Source organism: Duganella sp. Dugasp78 (assembly GCF_059491455.1).
Map to the genome: position 1 here is coordinate 4,959,449 of NZ_CP168506.1, position 15,451 is coordinate 4,974,899.

The 15,451-nt window shown below is 66.4% G+C and carries 14 protein-coding genes; 13 read left to right on the plus strand and 1 reads right to left on the minus strand.

Going from position 1 to position 15,451, the window contains the following annotated elements:
• Positions 1 to 7 precede the first annotated feature (7 nt).
• From ACEN9O_RS22045 to fdhA, 11 genes are all read left to right on the plus strand, one after another.
• Positions 8 to 979 carry a dipeptidase gene (locus ACEN9O_RS22045; protein WP_495613943.1) on the plus strand — a complete coding sequence of 324 codons (972 nt, stop codon included), beginning with the start codon at positions 8 to 10 and terminating at the stop codon, positions 977 to 979.
• A 56-nt stretch (positions 980 to 1,035) separates the two neighbouring features.
• Positions 1,036 to 1,554 carry a DUF5943 domain-containing protein gene (locus ACEN9O_RS22050; RefSeq protein ID WP_495613944.1) on the plus strand — a complete coding sequence of 173 codons (519 nt, stop codon included), beginning with the start codon at positions 1,036 to 1,038 and terminating at the stop codon, positions 1,552 to 1,554.
• Between the two features lie 9 nt (positions 1,555 to 1,563).
• A complete protein-coding gene (locus tag ACEN9O_RS22055; protein ID WP_495613945.1) occupies positions 1,564 to 3,624 on the plus strand; it encodes an oxidoreductase in 2,061 nt (686 codons plus the stop codon).
• Between the two features lies 1 nt (position 3,625).
• Positions 3,626 to 5,494, plus strand: coding sequence for a (Fe-S)-binding protein (locus ACEN9O_RS22060; RefSeq protein WP_495613946.1), 1,869 nt, complete (start codon positions 3,626 to 3,628; stop codon positions 5,492 to 5,494).
• Positions 5,495 to 6,604 carry an electron transfer flavoprotein subunit alpha/FixB family protein gene (locus ACEN9O_RS22065; protein WP_495613947.1) on the plus strand — a complete coding sequence of 370 codons (1,110 nt, stop codon included), beginning with the start codon at positions 5,495 to 5,497 and terminating at the stop codon, positions 6,602 to 6,604. It begins immediately after the preceding gene.
• 19 nt (positions 6,605 to 6,623) lie between these two features.
• Positions 6,624 to 7,412 carry an adenine nucleotide alpha hydrolase family protein gene (locus ACEN9O_RS22070; RefSeq protein WP_495613948.1) on the plus strand — a complete coding sequence of 263 codons (789 nt, stop codon included), beginning with the start codon at positions 6,624 to 6,626 and terminating at the stop codon, positions 7,410 to 7,412.
• Positions 7,413 to 7,415: 3 nt separating this feature from the next.
• Positions 7,416 to 7,775, plus strand: a complete 360-nt coding sequence (locus tag ACEN9O_RS22075; RefSeq protein WP_495613949.1) for a hypothetical protein — start codon at positions 7,416 to 7,418, stop codon at positions 7,773 to 7,775.
• Between the two features lie 332 nt (positions 7,776 to 8,107).
• The gene (locus tag ACEN9O_RS22080) at positions 8,108 to 9,661 is read left to right on the plus strand and encodes a BCCT family transporter (protein ID WP_495613950.1); all 1,554 of its coding nucleotides are present in this window, start codon (positions 8,108 to 8,110) and stop codon (positions 9,659 to 9,661) included.
• Between the two features lie 98 nt (positions 9,662 to 9,759).
• Entirely contained in the window at positions 9,760 to 11,001 is a 1,242-nt protein-coding gene (locus ACEN9O_RS22085) for an aromatic ring-hydroxylating oxygenase subunit alpha (RefSeq protein ID WP_495613951.1), read from the plus strand.
• Positions 11,002 to 11,004: 3 nt separating this feature from the next.
• Complete coding sequence (locus tag ACEN9O_RS22090; protein WP_495613952.1) at positions 11,005 to 12,108, plus strand: FAD-binding oxidoreductase; 1,104 nt, start codon at positions 11,005 to 11,007, stop codon at positions 12,106 to 12,108.
• A 33-nt stretch (positions 12,109 to 12,141) separates the two neighbouring features.
• A complete protein-coding gene (gene fdhA, locus ACEN9O_RS22095) occupies positions 12,142 to 13,344 on the plus strand; it encodes a formaldehyde dehydrogenase, glutathione-independent (RefSeq protein ID WP_495613953.1) in 1,203 nt (400 codons plus the stop codon).
• A gap of 60 nt (positions 13,345 to 13,404) precedes the next feature.
• Here the strand turns inward: fdhA and purU are convergent, their stop codons facing one another.
• Entirely contained in the window at positions 13,405 to 14,277 is an 873-nt protein-coding gene (gene purU / locus ACEN9O_RS22100) for a formyltetrahydrofolate deformylase (protein ID WP_495613954.1), read from the minus strand.
• A gap of 249 nt (positions 14,278 to 14,526) precedes the next feature.
• On the opposite strand from purU, the gene ACEN9O_RS22105 reads away from it, so the two are divergent.
• Positions 14,527 to 15,048 (plus strand): prolyl-tRNA synthetase associated domain-containing protein, encoded by a 522-nt coding sequence (locus tag ACEN9O_RS22105; RefSeq protein WP_495613955.1) that lies wholly within the window; start codon positions 14,527 to 14,529, stop codon positions 15,046 to 15,048.
• A complete protein-coding gene (locus ACEN9O_RS22110; protein WP_495613956.1) occupies positions 15,045 to 15,446 on the plus strand; it encodes a dihydroneopterin aldolase in 402 nt (133 codons plus the stop codon). Before ACEN9O_RS22105 ends, ACEN9O_RS22110 begins: the two co-directional genes overlap by 4 nt.
• Positions 15,447 to 15,451: the final 5 nt, after the last annotated feature.

Genomic DNA, 15,451 nt, shown 5'->3' on the forward strand with positions numbered 1-15,451 from the left:
GAGAACCATGAGTACATTGCACGAACAATCGATCGTCATCGATGGCCTGATCATCGCCAAGTGGGACAAGGAGATTTTTGAAGACATGCGGCGCGGCGGCCTGACGGCGGCCAACTGCACCGTCTCGGTGTGGGAGGGCTTCGGCGACACGGTGGCCAATATCGCGGACATGAAAAAGCTGATCCGCGAAAACAGCGAGATGGTGTCGCTGGTACGCAGCACCGAAGACATCCTCGACGCCAAGAAAAACAACAAGACCGGCATCATCCTGGGCTTCCAGAATGCCCACGCGTTCGAGGACAACCTGGGTTACATCGAAGCGTTCGCCGACATGGGCGTGCGCGTGGTCCAGCTGTGCTACAACACCCAGAACCTGGTCGGCACCGGCTGCTATGAGCGCGACGGCGGCCTGTCCGGCTTCGGCCGCGAAGTCATCGCCGAGATGAACCGGGTCGGCATCATGGTCGACCTGTCGCACGTGGGCGGCTCCACTTCGGAAGAAGCGATCCTGGCGTCCAGCAAACCGGTGTGCTACTCGCACTGCCTGCCGTCCGGCCTGAAGGAACACCCGCGCAACAAGAGCGACGAGCAATTGCGCTTCATCGCCGACCGCGGCGGCTTCATCGGCGTGACCATGTTCCCGCCGTTCCTCAAGCGCGGCATCGAAGCCACCGTCGACGATTACATCGAGGCGCTGGAATACGTGATCAACCTGGCCGGCGAGGATTGTGTCGGCGTCGGCACCGACTTCACGCAGGGCTACGACAAGGGCTTCTTCGACTGGATCACCCACGACAAGGGCCGCCACCGCCAGCTGACCAAATTCGGCCCCATCGTCAATCCGCTGGGCATCCGCACCATCGGCGAGTTCCCCAACCTGACCGCCGCAATGGAAAAGGCCGGCTGGACGGAAAGCCGCATCCGCAAGGTGATGGGTGCCAACTGGGTCAACACGTTCAGGGAAGTGTGGGGCGCCTGACGCGCCGTCCGTCCCTGTCCCTGGATGCCACTGAAATCTATTGAAAGGTATTACTGATGAAGCCTCAACTCCCGATTGAAGTCGACGAAGCAACCGGCGTCTGGACCACCGACGGCTTGCCGATGCTGTACGTGCCGCGCCACTTCTTCACCAACAACCACATCGCCATCGAGGCGGCCCTGGGCCGCGAGCGCTACGCGCAACAGTTGTACGACGCAGGCTACAAGTCGGCTTATTTCTGGTGCGCCAAGGAGGCCGTGACGCATGGACTGTCCGGCCTGGCGGTGTATGAGCACTACCTGCGCCGCCTGTCGCAGCGCGGCTGGGGTTTGTTCGCCTTCGAATCGGCCGACGCCGAGACCGGCCATGCCCGCATCCGCCTGCTCAATTCCTCGTTCGTGCTGGCCCAGCCCGAAGCGCACGACAAGCTGTGCTACATGTTCGCCGGCTGGTTCTCTGGCGCCATGGACTGGGTGGGCAAGGATACCGGCCGCGATTACCTCACGACCAGCCGCGAAGCGCAGTGCGCGGCGGAGGGCTTCGATTATTGCGTCTTCACTGTCGAACCGAAATAAGAGGCAGCTATGCGTTACCCTAACCTGTTCGCGCCGATCACCCTCAACAAGCTCACGATCCGCAACCGCATCATTAGCACCGCCCACGCCGAGGTGTACGCCGAAAACGGGGTGCCCGGCGAGCGCTACATCCGCTATTACGAGGAAAAGGCCAAGGGCGGCGTCGGCCTGTGCATCTGCGGCGGATCGAGCCCGGTGTCGATCGACAGCCCGCAAGGCTGGTGGAAGTCGGTCGACCTGTCCAACGACCGTGTGATCGAGCCGCTGGCGCGCCTGGCCGCCACCATGCACAAGCACGGCGCCAAGATCATGATCCAGGCCACCCACATGGGCCGCCGCTCGAATTACCACGGCGAACACTGGCCGCACCTGCTGACGCCTTCGGGCGTGCGGGAGCCGGTCCACCGCGGCAACGCCAAGACCATCGAGCTGCATGAAATCCAGCGCATCGTGCAGGATTTCGCCGCGGCGGCGAAGCGGGTCAAGGCGGCCGGCATGGATGGCATCGAGATCTCGGCCGCACACCAGCATTTGATCGACCAGTTCTGGAGCCAGCGCACCAACAAGCGCACCGATGAATATGGCGGTTCGCTGGTCAACCGCATGCGCTTCGGCGTCGAAGTGCTGGCCGCCGTGCGCGAGGCGGTGGGCCCGGACTTTTGCGTCGGCCTGCGCATGTGCGGCGACGAATTCCACGAGGATGGCCTGAGCCATGAAGTGCTCAAGGAAATCGCGCTGGCCATGGAAAAGACCGGCCTGATCGACTACATCAGCATCGTCGGTTCCGGCGCCGACACCCACAACACGCTGGTCAATTGCATGCCGCCGATGGCGCTGCCGCCCGAGCCGTTCGTGCACCTGGCGGCCGGCATCAAGTCGGTCCTGACCCTGCCGGTGATGCATGCGCAAAGCATCCGCGACCCGGTCCAGGCCGAGCGCATCCTGGCCAACGGCATGTGCGACCTGGTCGGCATGACGCGCGCCCACATGGCCGATCCCTACTTGGTCATCAAGATCCGCGACGGCAAGGAAGACCAGATCAAGCAATGCGTCGGCGCCAACTATTGCATCGACCGCCAGTACAACGGCCTGGACGTGCTGTGCATCCAGAACGCGGCCACCAGCCGCGAAGAAACCATGCCGCACGTGATAGAAAAAACGCGCGGCAAGAAGCGCAAGGTGGTAGTGGTGGGCGCCGGTCCGGCCGGCCTGGAAGCGGCGCGGGTATCGCGCGAGCGCGGCCACGATGTGGTGCTGTTTGAAAAGAACGATTACGTCGGCGGGCAGGTGATGCTGGCGGCCAAGGCGCCGCAGCGCGAACAGATGGCCGGCATCGTGCGCTGGTTCGACATGGAAACCAAACGCCTGGGCGTGGACCGCCGCATGGGCGCCGAGGCCACCGTCAGCGCCATCATGGCGGAAAAGCCGGACATCGTGGTGCTGGCCACGGGCGGGCGCAGCCATACCGCCGAGAATCCGAACTGGAACGTGGCCGAGGGCCTGGCCGTGAGCAGCTGGGATATCCTGTCCGGCAAGGTTGCGCCGGGCAAGAACGTGCTGGTGTATGACGGCATCAGCGCCCACGCCGGCGCCGGCGTGGCCGACTTCATCGCCAGCCGCGGCAGCCTGGTGGAAATCGTGACGCCGGACGTCAAGGTCAGCGACGACGTCGGCGGCACCACGTTCCCGATCTTTTACCGTCGGATGTATGCGCAGGGTGTGGTGATGACGCCGAACTATTGGCTCGACGCGGTGGCGCGCGACGGCGACCGGCTGGTCGCGACCATCCGCAACGAATACACCGAAGAGCAGGAAGAGCGCGAAGTCGACCAGGTGGTGATTGAAAACGGCATCACGCCCAACGATGGCCTGTACTGGGAGTTGAAGGAGCGCTCGCTGAACCGCGGCGAGACCGACGTGCACCGGCTGTTTGCCGCCGAGCCGCAGCCGCGGCTGGAGCAGGACATCGGTCCCGGCGACTTCCTGCTGTTCCGGGTAGGCGACTGCGTCTCGATGCACAACATCCACGCGGCCATTTACGATTCTCTGCGCCTGTGCAAGGACTTCTGACATGCTGGCAAATTTCCTGACCATTTCATTCTGGGCCAGCATGGCGCTGATGCTGGTGGGCCTGGGCCAGCGGGCCCGCCTGTGGAGCAAGGGCCGCAGCCAGGCGGTGGCGCTGGGCGCGCTGTTGGCGATCCCGAAACGCTATTTCGTCGACCTGCACCACGTGGTGGCGCGCGAACCGTTCATCGCACGCACCCACGTGGCGGTGGCCGGCGGCGCCGTGCTGGCGCTGCTGGTGATTGGCGTCAATTATGGGCTGGCGCTGTATTCGCCGGTGCTGGACCGGGTCTTGCTGGCGGCCTCGTGCCTGATGCTGGCCGGCACCGCCATGGTGGCCTGGCGCCGCCGCGCGCCGCCAGCCCGGCTGTCGCGCGGACCGTGGATGCGCCTGCCGTTCACGCTGGCCGCCTTCGCGCTGGGCTCCGGCCTGGCCGCCTGGTATGCGCCGCAGGGCGCGCAGGCGCCCGCGCTGCTGGCGATCGCCCTGCTGACCGCCGGCGCCGCCGAACTGGCGCTGGGTATCGGCATGGGCGGGCCCATGAAGCATGCGGTGGCCGGTCTGCTGAACCTGGCTTTCCATCCGCGCCAGCAGCGTTTTGAAGGCAAGCGCTCCACCGATCTGCGTCCGCTGAAGCTGGGGGACGGCGACTTCGGCGTGGCCAAGCCGGCCGATTTCGAATGGAACCGCCTGCTGCAGTTCGATGCCTGCGTCCAGTGCGGCAAGTGCGAGGCGGCTTGCCCGGCGCTGGCCGCCGGGCAGCCGCTCAACCCGAAAAAGCTGATCCAGGACATGGTGGTTGGCCTGTCCGGCAAGACCGACGCGGCCTATGCCGGCACGCCCTATCCCGGCAAGCCGGTGGGCGAGCATGGCGGCGCGCCGCAATTGCCGATCTTTCCGGGCCTGGTCGACGCCGACACGATCTGGTCGTGCACCACTTGCCGCGCCTGCGTGCAGGAGTGCCCGATGCTGATCGAGCACGTGGACGCCGTGGTCGACATGCGCCGCGCCTTGACCATGGTGGAAGGCGCGGTGCCCGGCAAGGGCGCCCAGGCGCTGGAAAACCTGCGCCACACGCAAACCGTGGGCGGTTTCCCGCGCGCCGTGCGCTACCACTGGGCGGTCGACATGGACGTGCCGGTGCTGGAAGAGGGCGGGCGCACCGATTACCTGCTGATCGCCGGCGAAGGCGCGTTCGACATGCGCTATCAGCGCGCCTTGCGGGCGCTGGTGAAAGTGCTGAAACACGCCGGCGTCGAATTCGCGGTGCTGGGCGAGGCGGAAATCGACAGCGGCGACCTGGCGCGCCGCCTGGGCGACGAAGCGGGCTTCCAGCAACTGGCGCGCGCCAACATCGCCATGCTGGCCAAGCGCCAGTTCAAGCACATCGTCACGCCGGATCCGCACGTGTTCCATTGCATGAAGAATGAATACCCGGCCATGGGCGGGCGCTACGACGTGCTGCACCACAGCGGCCTGATCGCCGCGCTGTTCCGGGAGAAGCGCATCCGCCTGAAAGGCGAAGCGCTGCAAGCGCCGCTGACCTACCACGACCCGTGCTACCTGGGCCGCTACAACGGCGAACTCGACGCGCCGCGCGATGTGCTGGCCGCGCTCGGCATCGCGGTGCGCGAAATGGAGCGCTCGCGCGAGCGCGGGCGCTGCTGCGGCGGTGGCGGCGGGGCGCCGTTCACCGACATCCCGGGCACCACGCGTATCCCGGACATCCGCATCGTCGACGCGCGCACCATCGGCGCCGAAGTGGTGGCCGTGGCGTGCCCGAACTGCACCGCCATGCTGGAAGGCGTGGTGGGGCCGCGTCCCGAAGTGATGGAACTTGCCGAGCTGGTTGCCCAGCGATTGGGGGAATAAATGGAACGTCATCAAACCGTGGTGCGCCGGGTCAACCCGCGCCGCCCTTACGTGGTCACGCCGGAAGGGCGCAAGCGCATCGTCCTGGGCGCCCAGGACGGCCTGCGCGATGTGCTGCAGTCGCAGCACGCCGCGGCGCGCAAGCAGTTGCGCGGCACGCTGCCGTTCGAGCGCCACATGCTGGTGCTGGTGCATGCCGACCGCGGCATGCTGGACGAACACGCGAACCAGGCAATCGCCGCGGCCGCGCTGCTGGCCGATAGCGCCACCGGGGTCGCGGTGGCGGTGCTGGGCGGCGCGTCGGGCGACCTGGGCGCCAGTGGCGCCGACGCCGTGATCGACTTGCCGCAGCTGGACGCGGCGGTCTTCGGTCCCGAGCGCGTGCTGGCCATGGCGCAGCAATTGATCGCGCGCTACCAGCCGCTCCACATTTTCCTGCCCGACCGCGGCGCCGACGGCGACCTGGGACGGCGCCTGGCCGCGCGCATCGGTTGCGGCATCGCCACCGACGTGGTCGAGCTCAACGCCGCCGGGGCCTGCCGCGTGGTGCCGGGCGGACGCTACGCCCGTTGCGCCTTGCCGCGCATCGTCCTGCTGGCGCGCAATGCCGCCGACGCCAGCCTGCCGTTTCTGGGGCACGGCGTGGTGGAGCAGGGCCTGGCGCCGGAGCAGGCTGCGCAGCAGGGCGTGCGCGACCTGGGCCTGGAAACCAGCGCGCCCGACCAGATCGGGCTGGAAGAGGCGGATTTCATCCTCTCGGGCGGCAACGGCATGCGCGACATGGAGACCTTCGGCGCGCTGGCCACGGCGCTGGGCGCGGCCACCGGGGCGTCGCGGGTGGCGGTGGACGACGGCCGCTTCCCGCGCGCCAAGCAGATCGGCGCCACCGGCAAGACCGTGCAGGCCAGCGCCTACATCGCGTTCGGTATTTCAGGCGCGGTCCAGCATTTACAGGGGATCAAGGATTGCCGCCATGTGATCGCGGTCAACCTCGACGACAGTGCGCCGATCGCCAAGCGCGCCAACCTGACCCTGGTGGAAGATGCGCAGGCGCTGATGCGCGCGCTGTTGCCGAAAGTGCAGGCGGCACGCGCCGCCGCCGGGGCATAACGACTATGAGAGGCACAATATGACAACTACGCTCAGGATCGCGGTGCTGGTATCGCCGGCCCGCCACCCGGTCAGCGGCCGGCCGGTGCGCAGCGTCAGCGACGCGGCCGCGCTGGAACTCGGCTACCGCCTGGCGCCACCCGAACGCCTCACGGTGCTGTCGGCCGGCATGGCCAGCAAGGAAAGCCTGGACGATTACCTCGGGCTGGGCGCTCAAACCATCGAAGTGCTGACCGTGGCGGACAGCGCCGACGTGCTGCCGGCGCTGCTGGCGCGCCTGAAGAATTTCGACCTGGTGTTGTGCGGCATGCGTTCGGACGGCCAGTCGGCTTCCGGCATGCTGCCTTACCTGCTGGCAGAGGGCTTGCGGGTGCCGCTGGTGGGCGACGTGCTGGAAGCGAGCGCCGGCGGCCGGACCCTGACCGTGCGCCAGTTCCTGCCCAAGGGCATGCGCCGGCGGCTCGAAGTCAGCCTGCCGGCCGTGCTGGCCGTGCATGCGCGCGCTGCGCAAACCCGCCAGTACGCCTATGCGCGCGCCATGGCGGGGCGCGTCAATTATGTGGCGGGGGTGGCGGGCGTGGTGGGCGTCAGTCCGGCGGCCGCGCCGGCATGGCTGCTGGAGCCGGTCACGCGGCGCCCGCGCCCGCTCAAGGCCAAGGTGGTGCAAAGTGGCCACAGCCGGATGATGGGCGCGATCGGCGGCGACGCCGGCGCGCGCGGAGGACAGGTGGTCAAACAGGGCAGCGCCGAACAAAAAGCGCAGATCCTGCTGGACTACCTGCGTGAACACCGGCTGATCGACTTCTGAGCCATGGCCAACTACGCTATCCCATGGACGGTCGAAGTCCGCGCCCTGGCCACCGAATTGCGCGCCGGCCCTCGGCTGGCCGCCAGTGTCGATGTCACCGTGCGGGCGCTGGCGCCGGCATTCCCGCAAACCATCGAAGATTGCATCGATTACCAGCCGATCTGCGAACACATCCTGGGCAGCTGGTCGGACGCGGCGTCCGGCGCCCGCCCCGAGCAGGCCGTGCGCGCGCTGGCCGGCTTCATCCTCGGCCAGGATGGGCGGATCGGCGATGTCGACGTGGCGCTGACGATAGCCGATACCACCTGGCGGCTGTCGCAGGCCCAGGAACGGGCGGAGCTCAGGCTGGCCGCCCGCGCCTGACGGCGGGCGCGGCGCGGTTTGACACCACGGCTGTGCGCGGCTAGCATCGCGCTATGCACGCGTCCGCGCGCGGTGCCAACCCAGGAGGCCGCATGGTGCCGCCCGCTTGCCCCCAGCCTTGCCCATCGTTTTTCCCGCCCCGCGCTGCCGGACCACCATCCCGGGAGCCGGGCGGCGCTATTGAGCCGCCCCAGTCGAGCGCTGGCGGAGACAGTCAACAAATTGTCGTAATTCCGACAATTGCCGCGCCGCGCGCCGTGTATGTTTGATCCTGGCCGCAGAGAGGCGGCCGGAGTCAGCGCAGAAGCTGCATTCCGAAGATAGGAGCAATAATGAATCACGCAGCAGGTGGGAGCGGGTTTCGGCCCGAAGCCAATATCAGTGTCCTCGGATTGAATTTCCACCGGTTTATTTTTCCGGTATCCCTCCTCTTCATGCTGGTCCTGGTGGCGGCCGCACTGGTCGATCCGCCAGCCGCCGCCCACTTCCTGGAACAAGTCAAGCAGGCCAGCCTGAAGTACTTCGGCTCGTTCACCATGTTCGCCGGTAACATCATGGTGGTGTTTTGCGTGGCGCTGGCCGTCACGCCCTATGGCAGCATCCGGCTGGGCGGCAAGCATGCCAAGCCGGAATTCAGCACGCTGTCGTGGTTTTGCATGATGTTTGCGGCCGGCATGGGCGTCGGCCTGCTGTACTGGGGCGTGGCCGAGCCCGTCGCGCATTACACCGCCTGGTTCAAGACGCCGCTCAATATCGCCAAAGACACGCCCGAGGCCGCGCACGCCGCCATGGGGGCGACGATATTCCACTGGAGCCTGCATCCGTGGGCGGTGTACTTGTCCACGGCGGTCGTGGTGGGCTACTTCGGCTACAACAAGGGCTTGCCGTTTTCCCTCAGCTCCGGCCTGCAGCCCTTCGTCGGCAAGGCGCACCAGGGCACCCTCGGGCACATCGTGGATGTGTTCACCGTGATCCTGACGGTGTTCGGCCATGCGACGTCGGTCGGCCTGGCCGCCATGCAAGCGACCGCCGGCATTACCTACGTGCTTGGCGTGCCGAACAGCTTCGCCTATCAAATGCTGTTCATCGCGCTGGTCGTCGTTGTCGCCGCCTTCACCCTGTTGCGCGGCTTGAATAACGGCATCAGGGTGCTCAGCAACATCAACATGCTGATTGCGCTGTCGCTGTTCCTGACTGTCGTGGCGGCCGTGGGCGGCTGGACCTTCTTTGCCAACGCGGCCGGCAGCGCCATCGACTATGCCCGCTACTTCGTACCCCTGAGCAACTGGATGAACCGCCCGGACCAGGCGTGGATGCAGGGCTGGACCGTGTTTTACTGGGCCTGGTGGTGCACCTGGGGGCCGCTGGTCGGGGTGTTCGTCGCGCGCATCTCCAAGGGCCGCACCCTGCGCCAGATGGTGGGGGTGGTGCTGGTGGCGCCCACTGTCGTCTCGCTGCTGTGGTTCACCGCGTTTGGCCGCAGCGCGATCGACTCCATCGCCTCCGGCTCGTCCGCCTTCGGCCATGGCCTGGGCAGTGTCGATACCGCCATCTTCCGCTTCCTGGAAACCCTGCCCATGTTCGGCTTCACCGCGGTGGCCGTGGTCATGCTGCTGGTGATCTTCATGGTCACGTCGGTCAATTCGGCCGCCATCGTGGTCGGCAACCTGGCGGCCGGCGGCAATCCCGACACGCCGGCCATCCAGCAAGTGATCTGGCTGGTCATGATCGCGCTGGTGACGGTGATCCTGTTCGTGGTCGGCGATGAATCCGCGCTGAAAGGGATAGAGGCGGGCGCCATTGCCATGGGGCCGCCGTTCCTGGCGCTGATCCTGGTGCTGATGGCCGGCTTCATGAAGGCCGTGGCGGCGGAGGCGAGGTCGTAAAGAGCGCCAAAGTCGTCGTAAAAAGACAAGCCGCGCTGGCGGCCTTGGCTGAACATAACGTTATTCCGTGTGACATCTCTAGCAAGAAAGTGACAGCAATGAACATTACCCCGAATCTTCGCACCCTGCTGGAACGCCGCAAGCCCGGCTACAGCCTGGAAGCGCCGTTTTACCTCGACCCCGTGCTGTTCGAACAGGACTTGAAGCTGATCTTCGGCCAGCACTGGATCTATGCCGGGCCGGAAGCCTGCGTGCCGGAAGACGGCGACTTCTTCACCGTCGACATCGGGTCCACCTCGGTGCTGCTGGTGCGCGACGGCGACGGCAACGTGAACGCCTTCCACAACGTGTGCCGCCACCGCGGTTCGCGGCTGTGCAACGAGCACAAGGGCGCGGTCGGCAACCTGGTGTGTCCGTACCACCAGTGGACGTACGACCTGACGGGCAAACTGATGTTCGCGGAACACATGGGCGAGGGCTTCGAGCGCGATACCCACAACCTCAAGCCGGTCCACCTGCGCAACGTCGCCGGCCTGTTGTTCATCTGCCTGGCCGACCATCCGCCGGAAGATATCGAACAGCTGGCGGCGGAGATGACGCCCTACATCGAGCAGCACCGCGTGGCCGACTGCAAGGTGGCGGTGCAGATCGACATGGTGGAAAACTGCAACTGGAAGCTGACGATGGAAAACAACCGCGAGTGCTACCACTGCCGCGGCAGCCATCCGGAACTGACCCGCTCCCTGTTCGAGTACGGTTTCGGCTACGCGCCCACGCCGGAGACCTGTGAGGGCATCAACGAATACAACCGCCTCCTGGCCGAGCGCCATGCGCAGTGGGAGGCGCTGGGCTTGCCATGCCGTGAGATCGACCACCTGGACGACCGGGTCACCGGCTTCCGCACCGAGCGCCTGCCGCTGGACCGCGGGGGCGAAGCCCAGACCATGAACGGCAAGGCCGCCAGCAGCAAGCGGCTGGGGCAATTCCAGCAATCCGACCTGGGCGCGCTGTCGTTCTGGACCCAGCCCAATTCCTGGCACCATTTCATGGCCGACCACATCGTGACGTTTACGGTGTTGCCGATCGCGGTGGACAAGACCCTGGTGCGCACCACCTGGCTGGTGCACAAGGACGCGGTCGAGGGCGTGGACTACAACGTCGACAACCTGACCGCCGTGTGGAACGCCACCAATGCCCAGGACCGCCAACTGTGCGAACAGTCGCAGCGCGGCATCGCCAGCCCGGCCTATGAACCGGGGCCGTATTCACCCTTCACCGAAGGCCTGGTCGACAAATTCTGCAACTGGTACACCGCCCGCCTGTCGGCGGAGCTCGGATAAGCCATGTCGAACGCAACGCTCACCAATATGGCCACTTCCTGGGACGGCGACCGCGACGATACGCTGGTGTGCCGCGCCGTGCGGCAGGAAACGCATGACGTCAAGACGTTTGTGTTTTCCGCCCCGGCGCCGCGCCTGTTCCGTTACGCGCCCGGCCAGTTCATCACGCTGGAGCTCGAGATCGGCGGCCAGCCGGTCCAGCGCTGCTACACGCTGTCGTCCACGCCGTCGCGGCCCGATACGGTCTCGATCACGGTCAAGCGGGTGCCGGGCGGCCAGGTTTCGAACTGGCTGCACGACAACCTGGCGCCCGGCGCGCACATCAAGGTGCGCGGTCCGTCGGGCGGCTTTTCCTGCTTCCTGCAAGCGATGCCGGCGGGCGAAAAATACCTGTTCCTGTCGGCCGGCAGCGGGATTACGCCGCTGATGTCGATGGCGCGCGCCATGCACGACCTGGTGCTCGACGCCGACATCGCCTTCGTGCACAGCGCCCGCACGCCGAACGACATCATCTTCGCGCGGGAACTGGAATTGATGGCGCATAACCGGGACGGCCTGTTCCGGCTGGGCGCCGTGTGCGAACGGCGCGGCGCGCAGGCGGCATGGGCCGGCTTCAACGGCTTCCTGAGCCTGGCGGTGCTGCAAAACGTGGCGCCGGATTTCCGCGAACGCAAGGTCTACACCTGCGGCCCCGCGCCCTACATGGCGGCGGTGCGCGCCATGCTCGAGGGCGCCGGCTTCGATATGGCGGGCTACCACGAAGAGAGTTTTTCATTCGAAGCCCTGGCGCTGGCGGACAGCGAGCCGGAAGCGCCGCCGGCCCCGGCCGGGGAGGATGGCGGGGCCGGCTTCAAGGTCAGCTTCAGCCGCAGCGGCGACGAGCTCACGTGCTCGCCCGGCCAGACCATCCTGGCGGCGGCGCGCGCGGCCGGCCTGCGGCTGCCGATTTCGTGCACCCAGGGCATGTGCGGCACCTGCAAGACCAGAATGACGGCCGGACAGGTCGACATGAAGCACGCCGGCGGCATCCGCCAGCGCGAAATCGACCAGGGCTGGATTTTGCCGTGCTGTAGCAAGCCGCTGGCCGACGTGGTGCTGGACCGTTAATCCAGCAAAATTAAAAACGAGGAGATAACAGCAATGTCAGAAAACCGTGGTGTCGTATACATTGAGCAGGGCAAGGTCGAAGTGCAGTCGATTCCCTTCCCGAAATTGCAGACGCCGAAAGGACGCAAGATCGGCCATGGCGTGATCCTGCGCGTGGTGTCGACCAATATCTGCGGCTCGGACCAGCACATGGTGCGCGGCCGCACCACCGCGCCCGCCGGCCTGGTACTGGGCCATGAGATCACCGGCGAAGTCATCGAAGTGGGTGCCGACGTGGAAACCCTCAGCGTCGGCGACCTGGTGTCGGTGCCGTTCAACGTGGCGTGCGGCCGCTGCCAGACCTGCAAGGAACAGCACACCGGCGTGTGCCTGACGGTCAACCCGGCGCGCGCCGGCGGCGCCTACGGCTACGTCGACATGGGCGGCTGGATCGGCGGCCAGGCCGAATACGTGATGGTGCCGTACGCCGACTTCAACCTGCTGCGCTTCCCGGACAAGGCCCAGGCCATGGGCAAGATCCGCGACCTGACTTGCCTGTCCGATATCCTGCCGACCGGCTTCCATGGCGCGGTGACGGCCGGTGTCGGCCCCGGCACGACGGTGTACGTGGCCGGCGCCGGTCCGGTCGGGCTGGCCGCGGCGGCGTCGGCGCGCCTGCTGGGCGCGGCCGTGGTGATCGTTGGCGACATCAACCCGGCGCGCCTGGAGCATGCGCGCAAGGTCGGCTTTGAAACGGTCGATTTGTCGCAGGACGCCACCCTGGGCGAACAGATCGAGCAAATCCTCGGCACGCCGGAAGTCGATTGCGCGGTCGATTGCGTGGGCTTCGAAGCGCGCGGCCATGGCCACGCGGGCGCCCAGCATGAAGCGCCGGCCACGGTCCTGAACTCGCTGATGGAAATCACGCGCGCGGCCGGCAAGATCGGTATTCCGGGCCTGTACGTGACCGACGATCCGGGCGCCGTCGATGCGGCGGCCAAGCAGGGCAGCCTGTCGATCCGCCTCGGCCTGGGCTGGGCCAAGTCGCACAGCTTCCACACCGGCCAGACGCCGGTGATGAAGTACAACCGCCAGCTGATGCAGGCGATCCTGTGGGACCGCATCAATATCGCGGAAATCGTCGGCGTGCAGCTGATCACGCTCGACGAGGCGCCGGCCGGCTATGCGGCCTTCGACGCGGGCGCGCCGAAGAAATATGTGATCGATCCGCACCGCCTGCTGGCGAAAGCCGCCTGACCTTGCTCCATCCACCGGCGGGGCCGCAACCCTTGCGTTGCCCCGCCGCTGGTGCGGCCGCTAGCGCAACACGACGGTGCGGTGGCCGTTCAGGAAGACCCGCTTTTCGACCTGCAGCTTGATCGCGCGCGACAGCGCCAGGCATTCCATGTCGCGGCCCATGGCGAGCAACTGGTCCGGATCGTAGCTGTGGTCGACCCGCTCCACCACCTGCTCGATGATCGGCCCTTCATCCAGGTCCGACGTGACGTAATGCGCGGTGGCGCCGATCAGCTTGACGCCCCGGCTGTGCGCCTGGTGATAGGGCCGCGCGCCTTTGAAACCGGGCAGGAAGGAATGGTGGATGTTGATGGCGCGGCCGGCCAGGCGCGCGCTCAGCGCCGTCGACAGGATCTGCATGTAGCGCGCCAGCACCACCAGTTCGGCGCCGCTGCTGTCGATCAGGTCCAGCAGCGCTTCCTCCTGCGCGCCGCGGGTGTCGGGGGTGAGCGGCAAGTGGTGGAAGGGCAGGTCGTGCGCTTGCGCCAGCGGCAGCAGGTCCGGATGGTTGGACACCACCGCGACGATGTCGATCCGGAGTTCATTGAGCCGCCAGCGGTAGAGCAAGTCGTGCAGGCAATGGTCCAGTTTCGACACCATGATCAGCACGCGTGGACGTCGCGCCGCGTCACTGATGGACCAGTCCATGTCGAAGCGCGCGCCGATCGGGGTAAAGCCGGCGCGCATTTCCTCCAGCGTGAGCGGGGCGCCGCTAGCCCGGTGGAACACGAAGCGCGCGAAGAAGCGCTGTTCGCGCTTGTCGTCGTAGGCGGCGATGTCGTCGACGTAGCACTGGTGCTGTTCGAGAAAAGCGGTGACGGCAGCCACCTGGCCCGCCGAGCTGGTGCAGGACACGGTCAGGATGTAGGTCGATTCTGTTTGAGGCAAGGTCATGATGTTTCCGGTGACGGTGGTTGGGTGTGATGTTCTGCGTGCATTACACCGCAACCGCGGCGCCGGCAACGTCACCGGAACGCCAGACAGCGGCACGATTGCGACACGATCGCGGCACGATCGCGACACGGTGGCAGGCCGGTGCGCTTGGCGCAAGCGTGCCAGCGGATGTCGTTTCCAGTCATGGCCGCGCAACCCGCACCACTACAATTGGATGCGGGTGCAACCTGAAAATGAATCGGAGGGAACGTGGAAATATTGGAAGACAATGTGGCGCTGAGCGTGGCAAACGATGGCTTGTACGAATTGTTTTCGCAGCAGGGATGGCCGTTCGAAGCGGTGGAACACGCGCCGGTGTTTACCATCGAAGAAGCGCTGGCCGCGGTGCCGCGCCTGGAGGGGATCAAGACCAAGAATGTCTTCATCCGCGATGGCAAGGGGCAGCGTCACATCCTGGTGATCGTGCCGCACGACCGGCGCGTCGACACGGCTGAACTGGGACGGCAATTGCCGGCCAGCCGGCTGAGCATGGCCTCGCCCGACCGCTTGCAGCGCTGCCTCGGCGTGACGCCGGGCGGCGTCAGCATCTTTGCCCTTGTCAACGACAAGCAGCATGCGGTCGAGCTGGTGGTGGACGAAGCCATATGGGCCGCGGAAAAAGTACAGGGCCACCCGCTGCGCAATACCGCCACGATGGCGGTCACCCATGCCGCGCTGGCGTCGTTCCTCGAGCATACAGGCCATGTGCCGCGCGTCATGCGGGTGCCATGATGGAATTTACCGACTGGCCGAAGGGTGCGGTCATCGCCATCACCAACCTGGAGACCCGCTCGCGGGTCGGCATCTGGCAGCATGAGCGCGAGTTCCAGCCGGTCCGGGTCAACCTGATCATGTCGGCTGGCGGCGGCTGCATCGATCACCAGCCCATCGTGCGCTGGATTAAGGGGGAGTGGGCGGACGCGCCGCACACGCCGCTGCTTGAAACGCGGCTGCGTGAGCTGATGGATTTCGTCTTCGCTTGCGATCCCCGTATCGTGTGGCTGGACGTGGCGCTGTCCAAACCCCAGGCTTGCCCGCAGGCGCTTGGCGTGGGCTTGCGGATGGCATTGACGCGTGCCGAGCACGCCGTGTCGTTTGCGCCGGCCGGCGCGCATGGCCACGCTGCATAAGCGGG

Coding starts and splice junctions, on each gene's coding strand:
- ACEN9O_RS22055 (WP_495613945.1), top strand. CDS start 1,564: ATGCGTTACCCTAACCTGTTCGCGCCGATCACCCTCAACAAGCTCACG.
- ACEN9O_RS22065 (WP_495613947.1), top strand. CDS start 5,495: ATGGAACGTCATCAAACCGTGGTGCGCCGGGTCAACCCGCGCCGCCCT.
- ACEN9O_RS22070 (WP_495613948.1), top strand. CDS start 6,624: ATGACAACTACGCTCAGGATCGCGGTGCTGGTATCGCCGGCCCGCCAC.
- ACEN9O_RS22090 (WP_495613952.1), top strand. CDS start 11,005: ATGTCGAACGCAACGCTCACCAATATGGCCACTTCCTGGGACGGCGAC.
- ACEN9O_RS22080 (WP_495613950.1), top strand. CDS start 8,108: ATGAATCACGCAGCAGGTGGGAGCGGGTTTCGGCCCGAAGCCAATATC.
- ACEN9O_RS22045 (WP_495613943.1), top strand. CDS start 8: ATGAGTACATTGCACGAACAATCGATCGTCATCGATGGCCTGATCATC.
- ACEN9O_RS22075 (WP_495613949.1), top strand. CDS start 7,416: ATGGCCAACTACGCTATCCCATGGACGGTCGAAGTCCGCGCCCTGGCC.
- ACEN9O_RS22110 (WP_495613956.1), top strand. CDS start 15,045: ATGATGGAATTTACCGACTGGCCGAAGGGTGCGGTCATCGCCATCACC.
- ACEN9O_RS22050 (WP_495613944.1), top strand. CDS start 1,036: ATGAAGCCTCAACTCCCGATTGAAGTCGACGAAGCAACCGGCGTCTGG.
- purU (WP_495613954.1), bottom strand. CDS start 14,277: ATGACCTTGCCTCAAACAGAATCGACCTACATCCTGACCGTGTCCTGC.
- ACEN9O_RS22085 (WP_495613951.1), top strand. CDS start 9,760: ATGAACATTACCCCGAATCTTCGCACCCTGCTGGAACGCCGCAAGCCC.
- fdhA (WP_495613953.1), top strand. CDS start 12,142: ATGTCAGAAAACCGTGGTGTCGTATACATTGAGCAGGGCAAGGTCGAA.
- ACEN9O_RS22060 (WP_495613946.1), top strand. CDS start 3,626: ATGCTGGCAAATTTCCTGACCATTTCATTCTGGGCCAGCATGGCGCTG.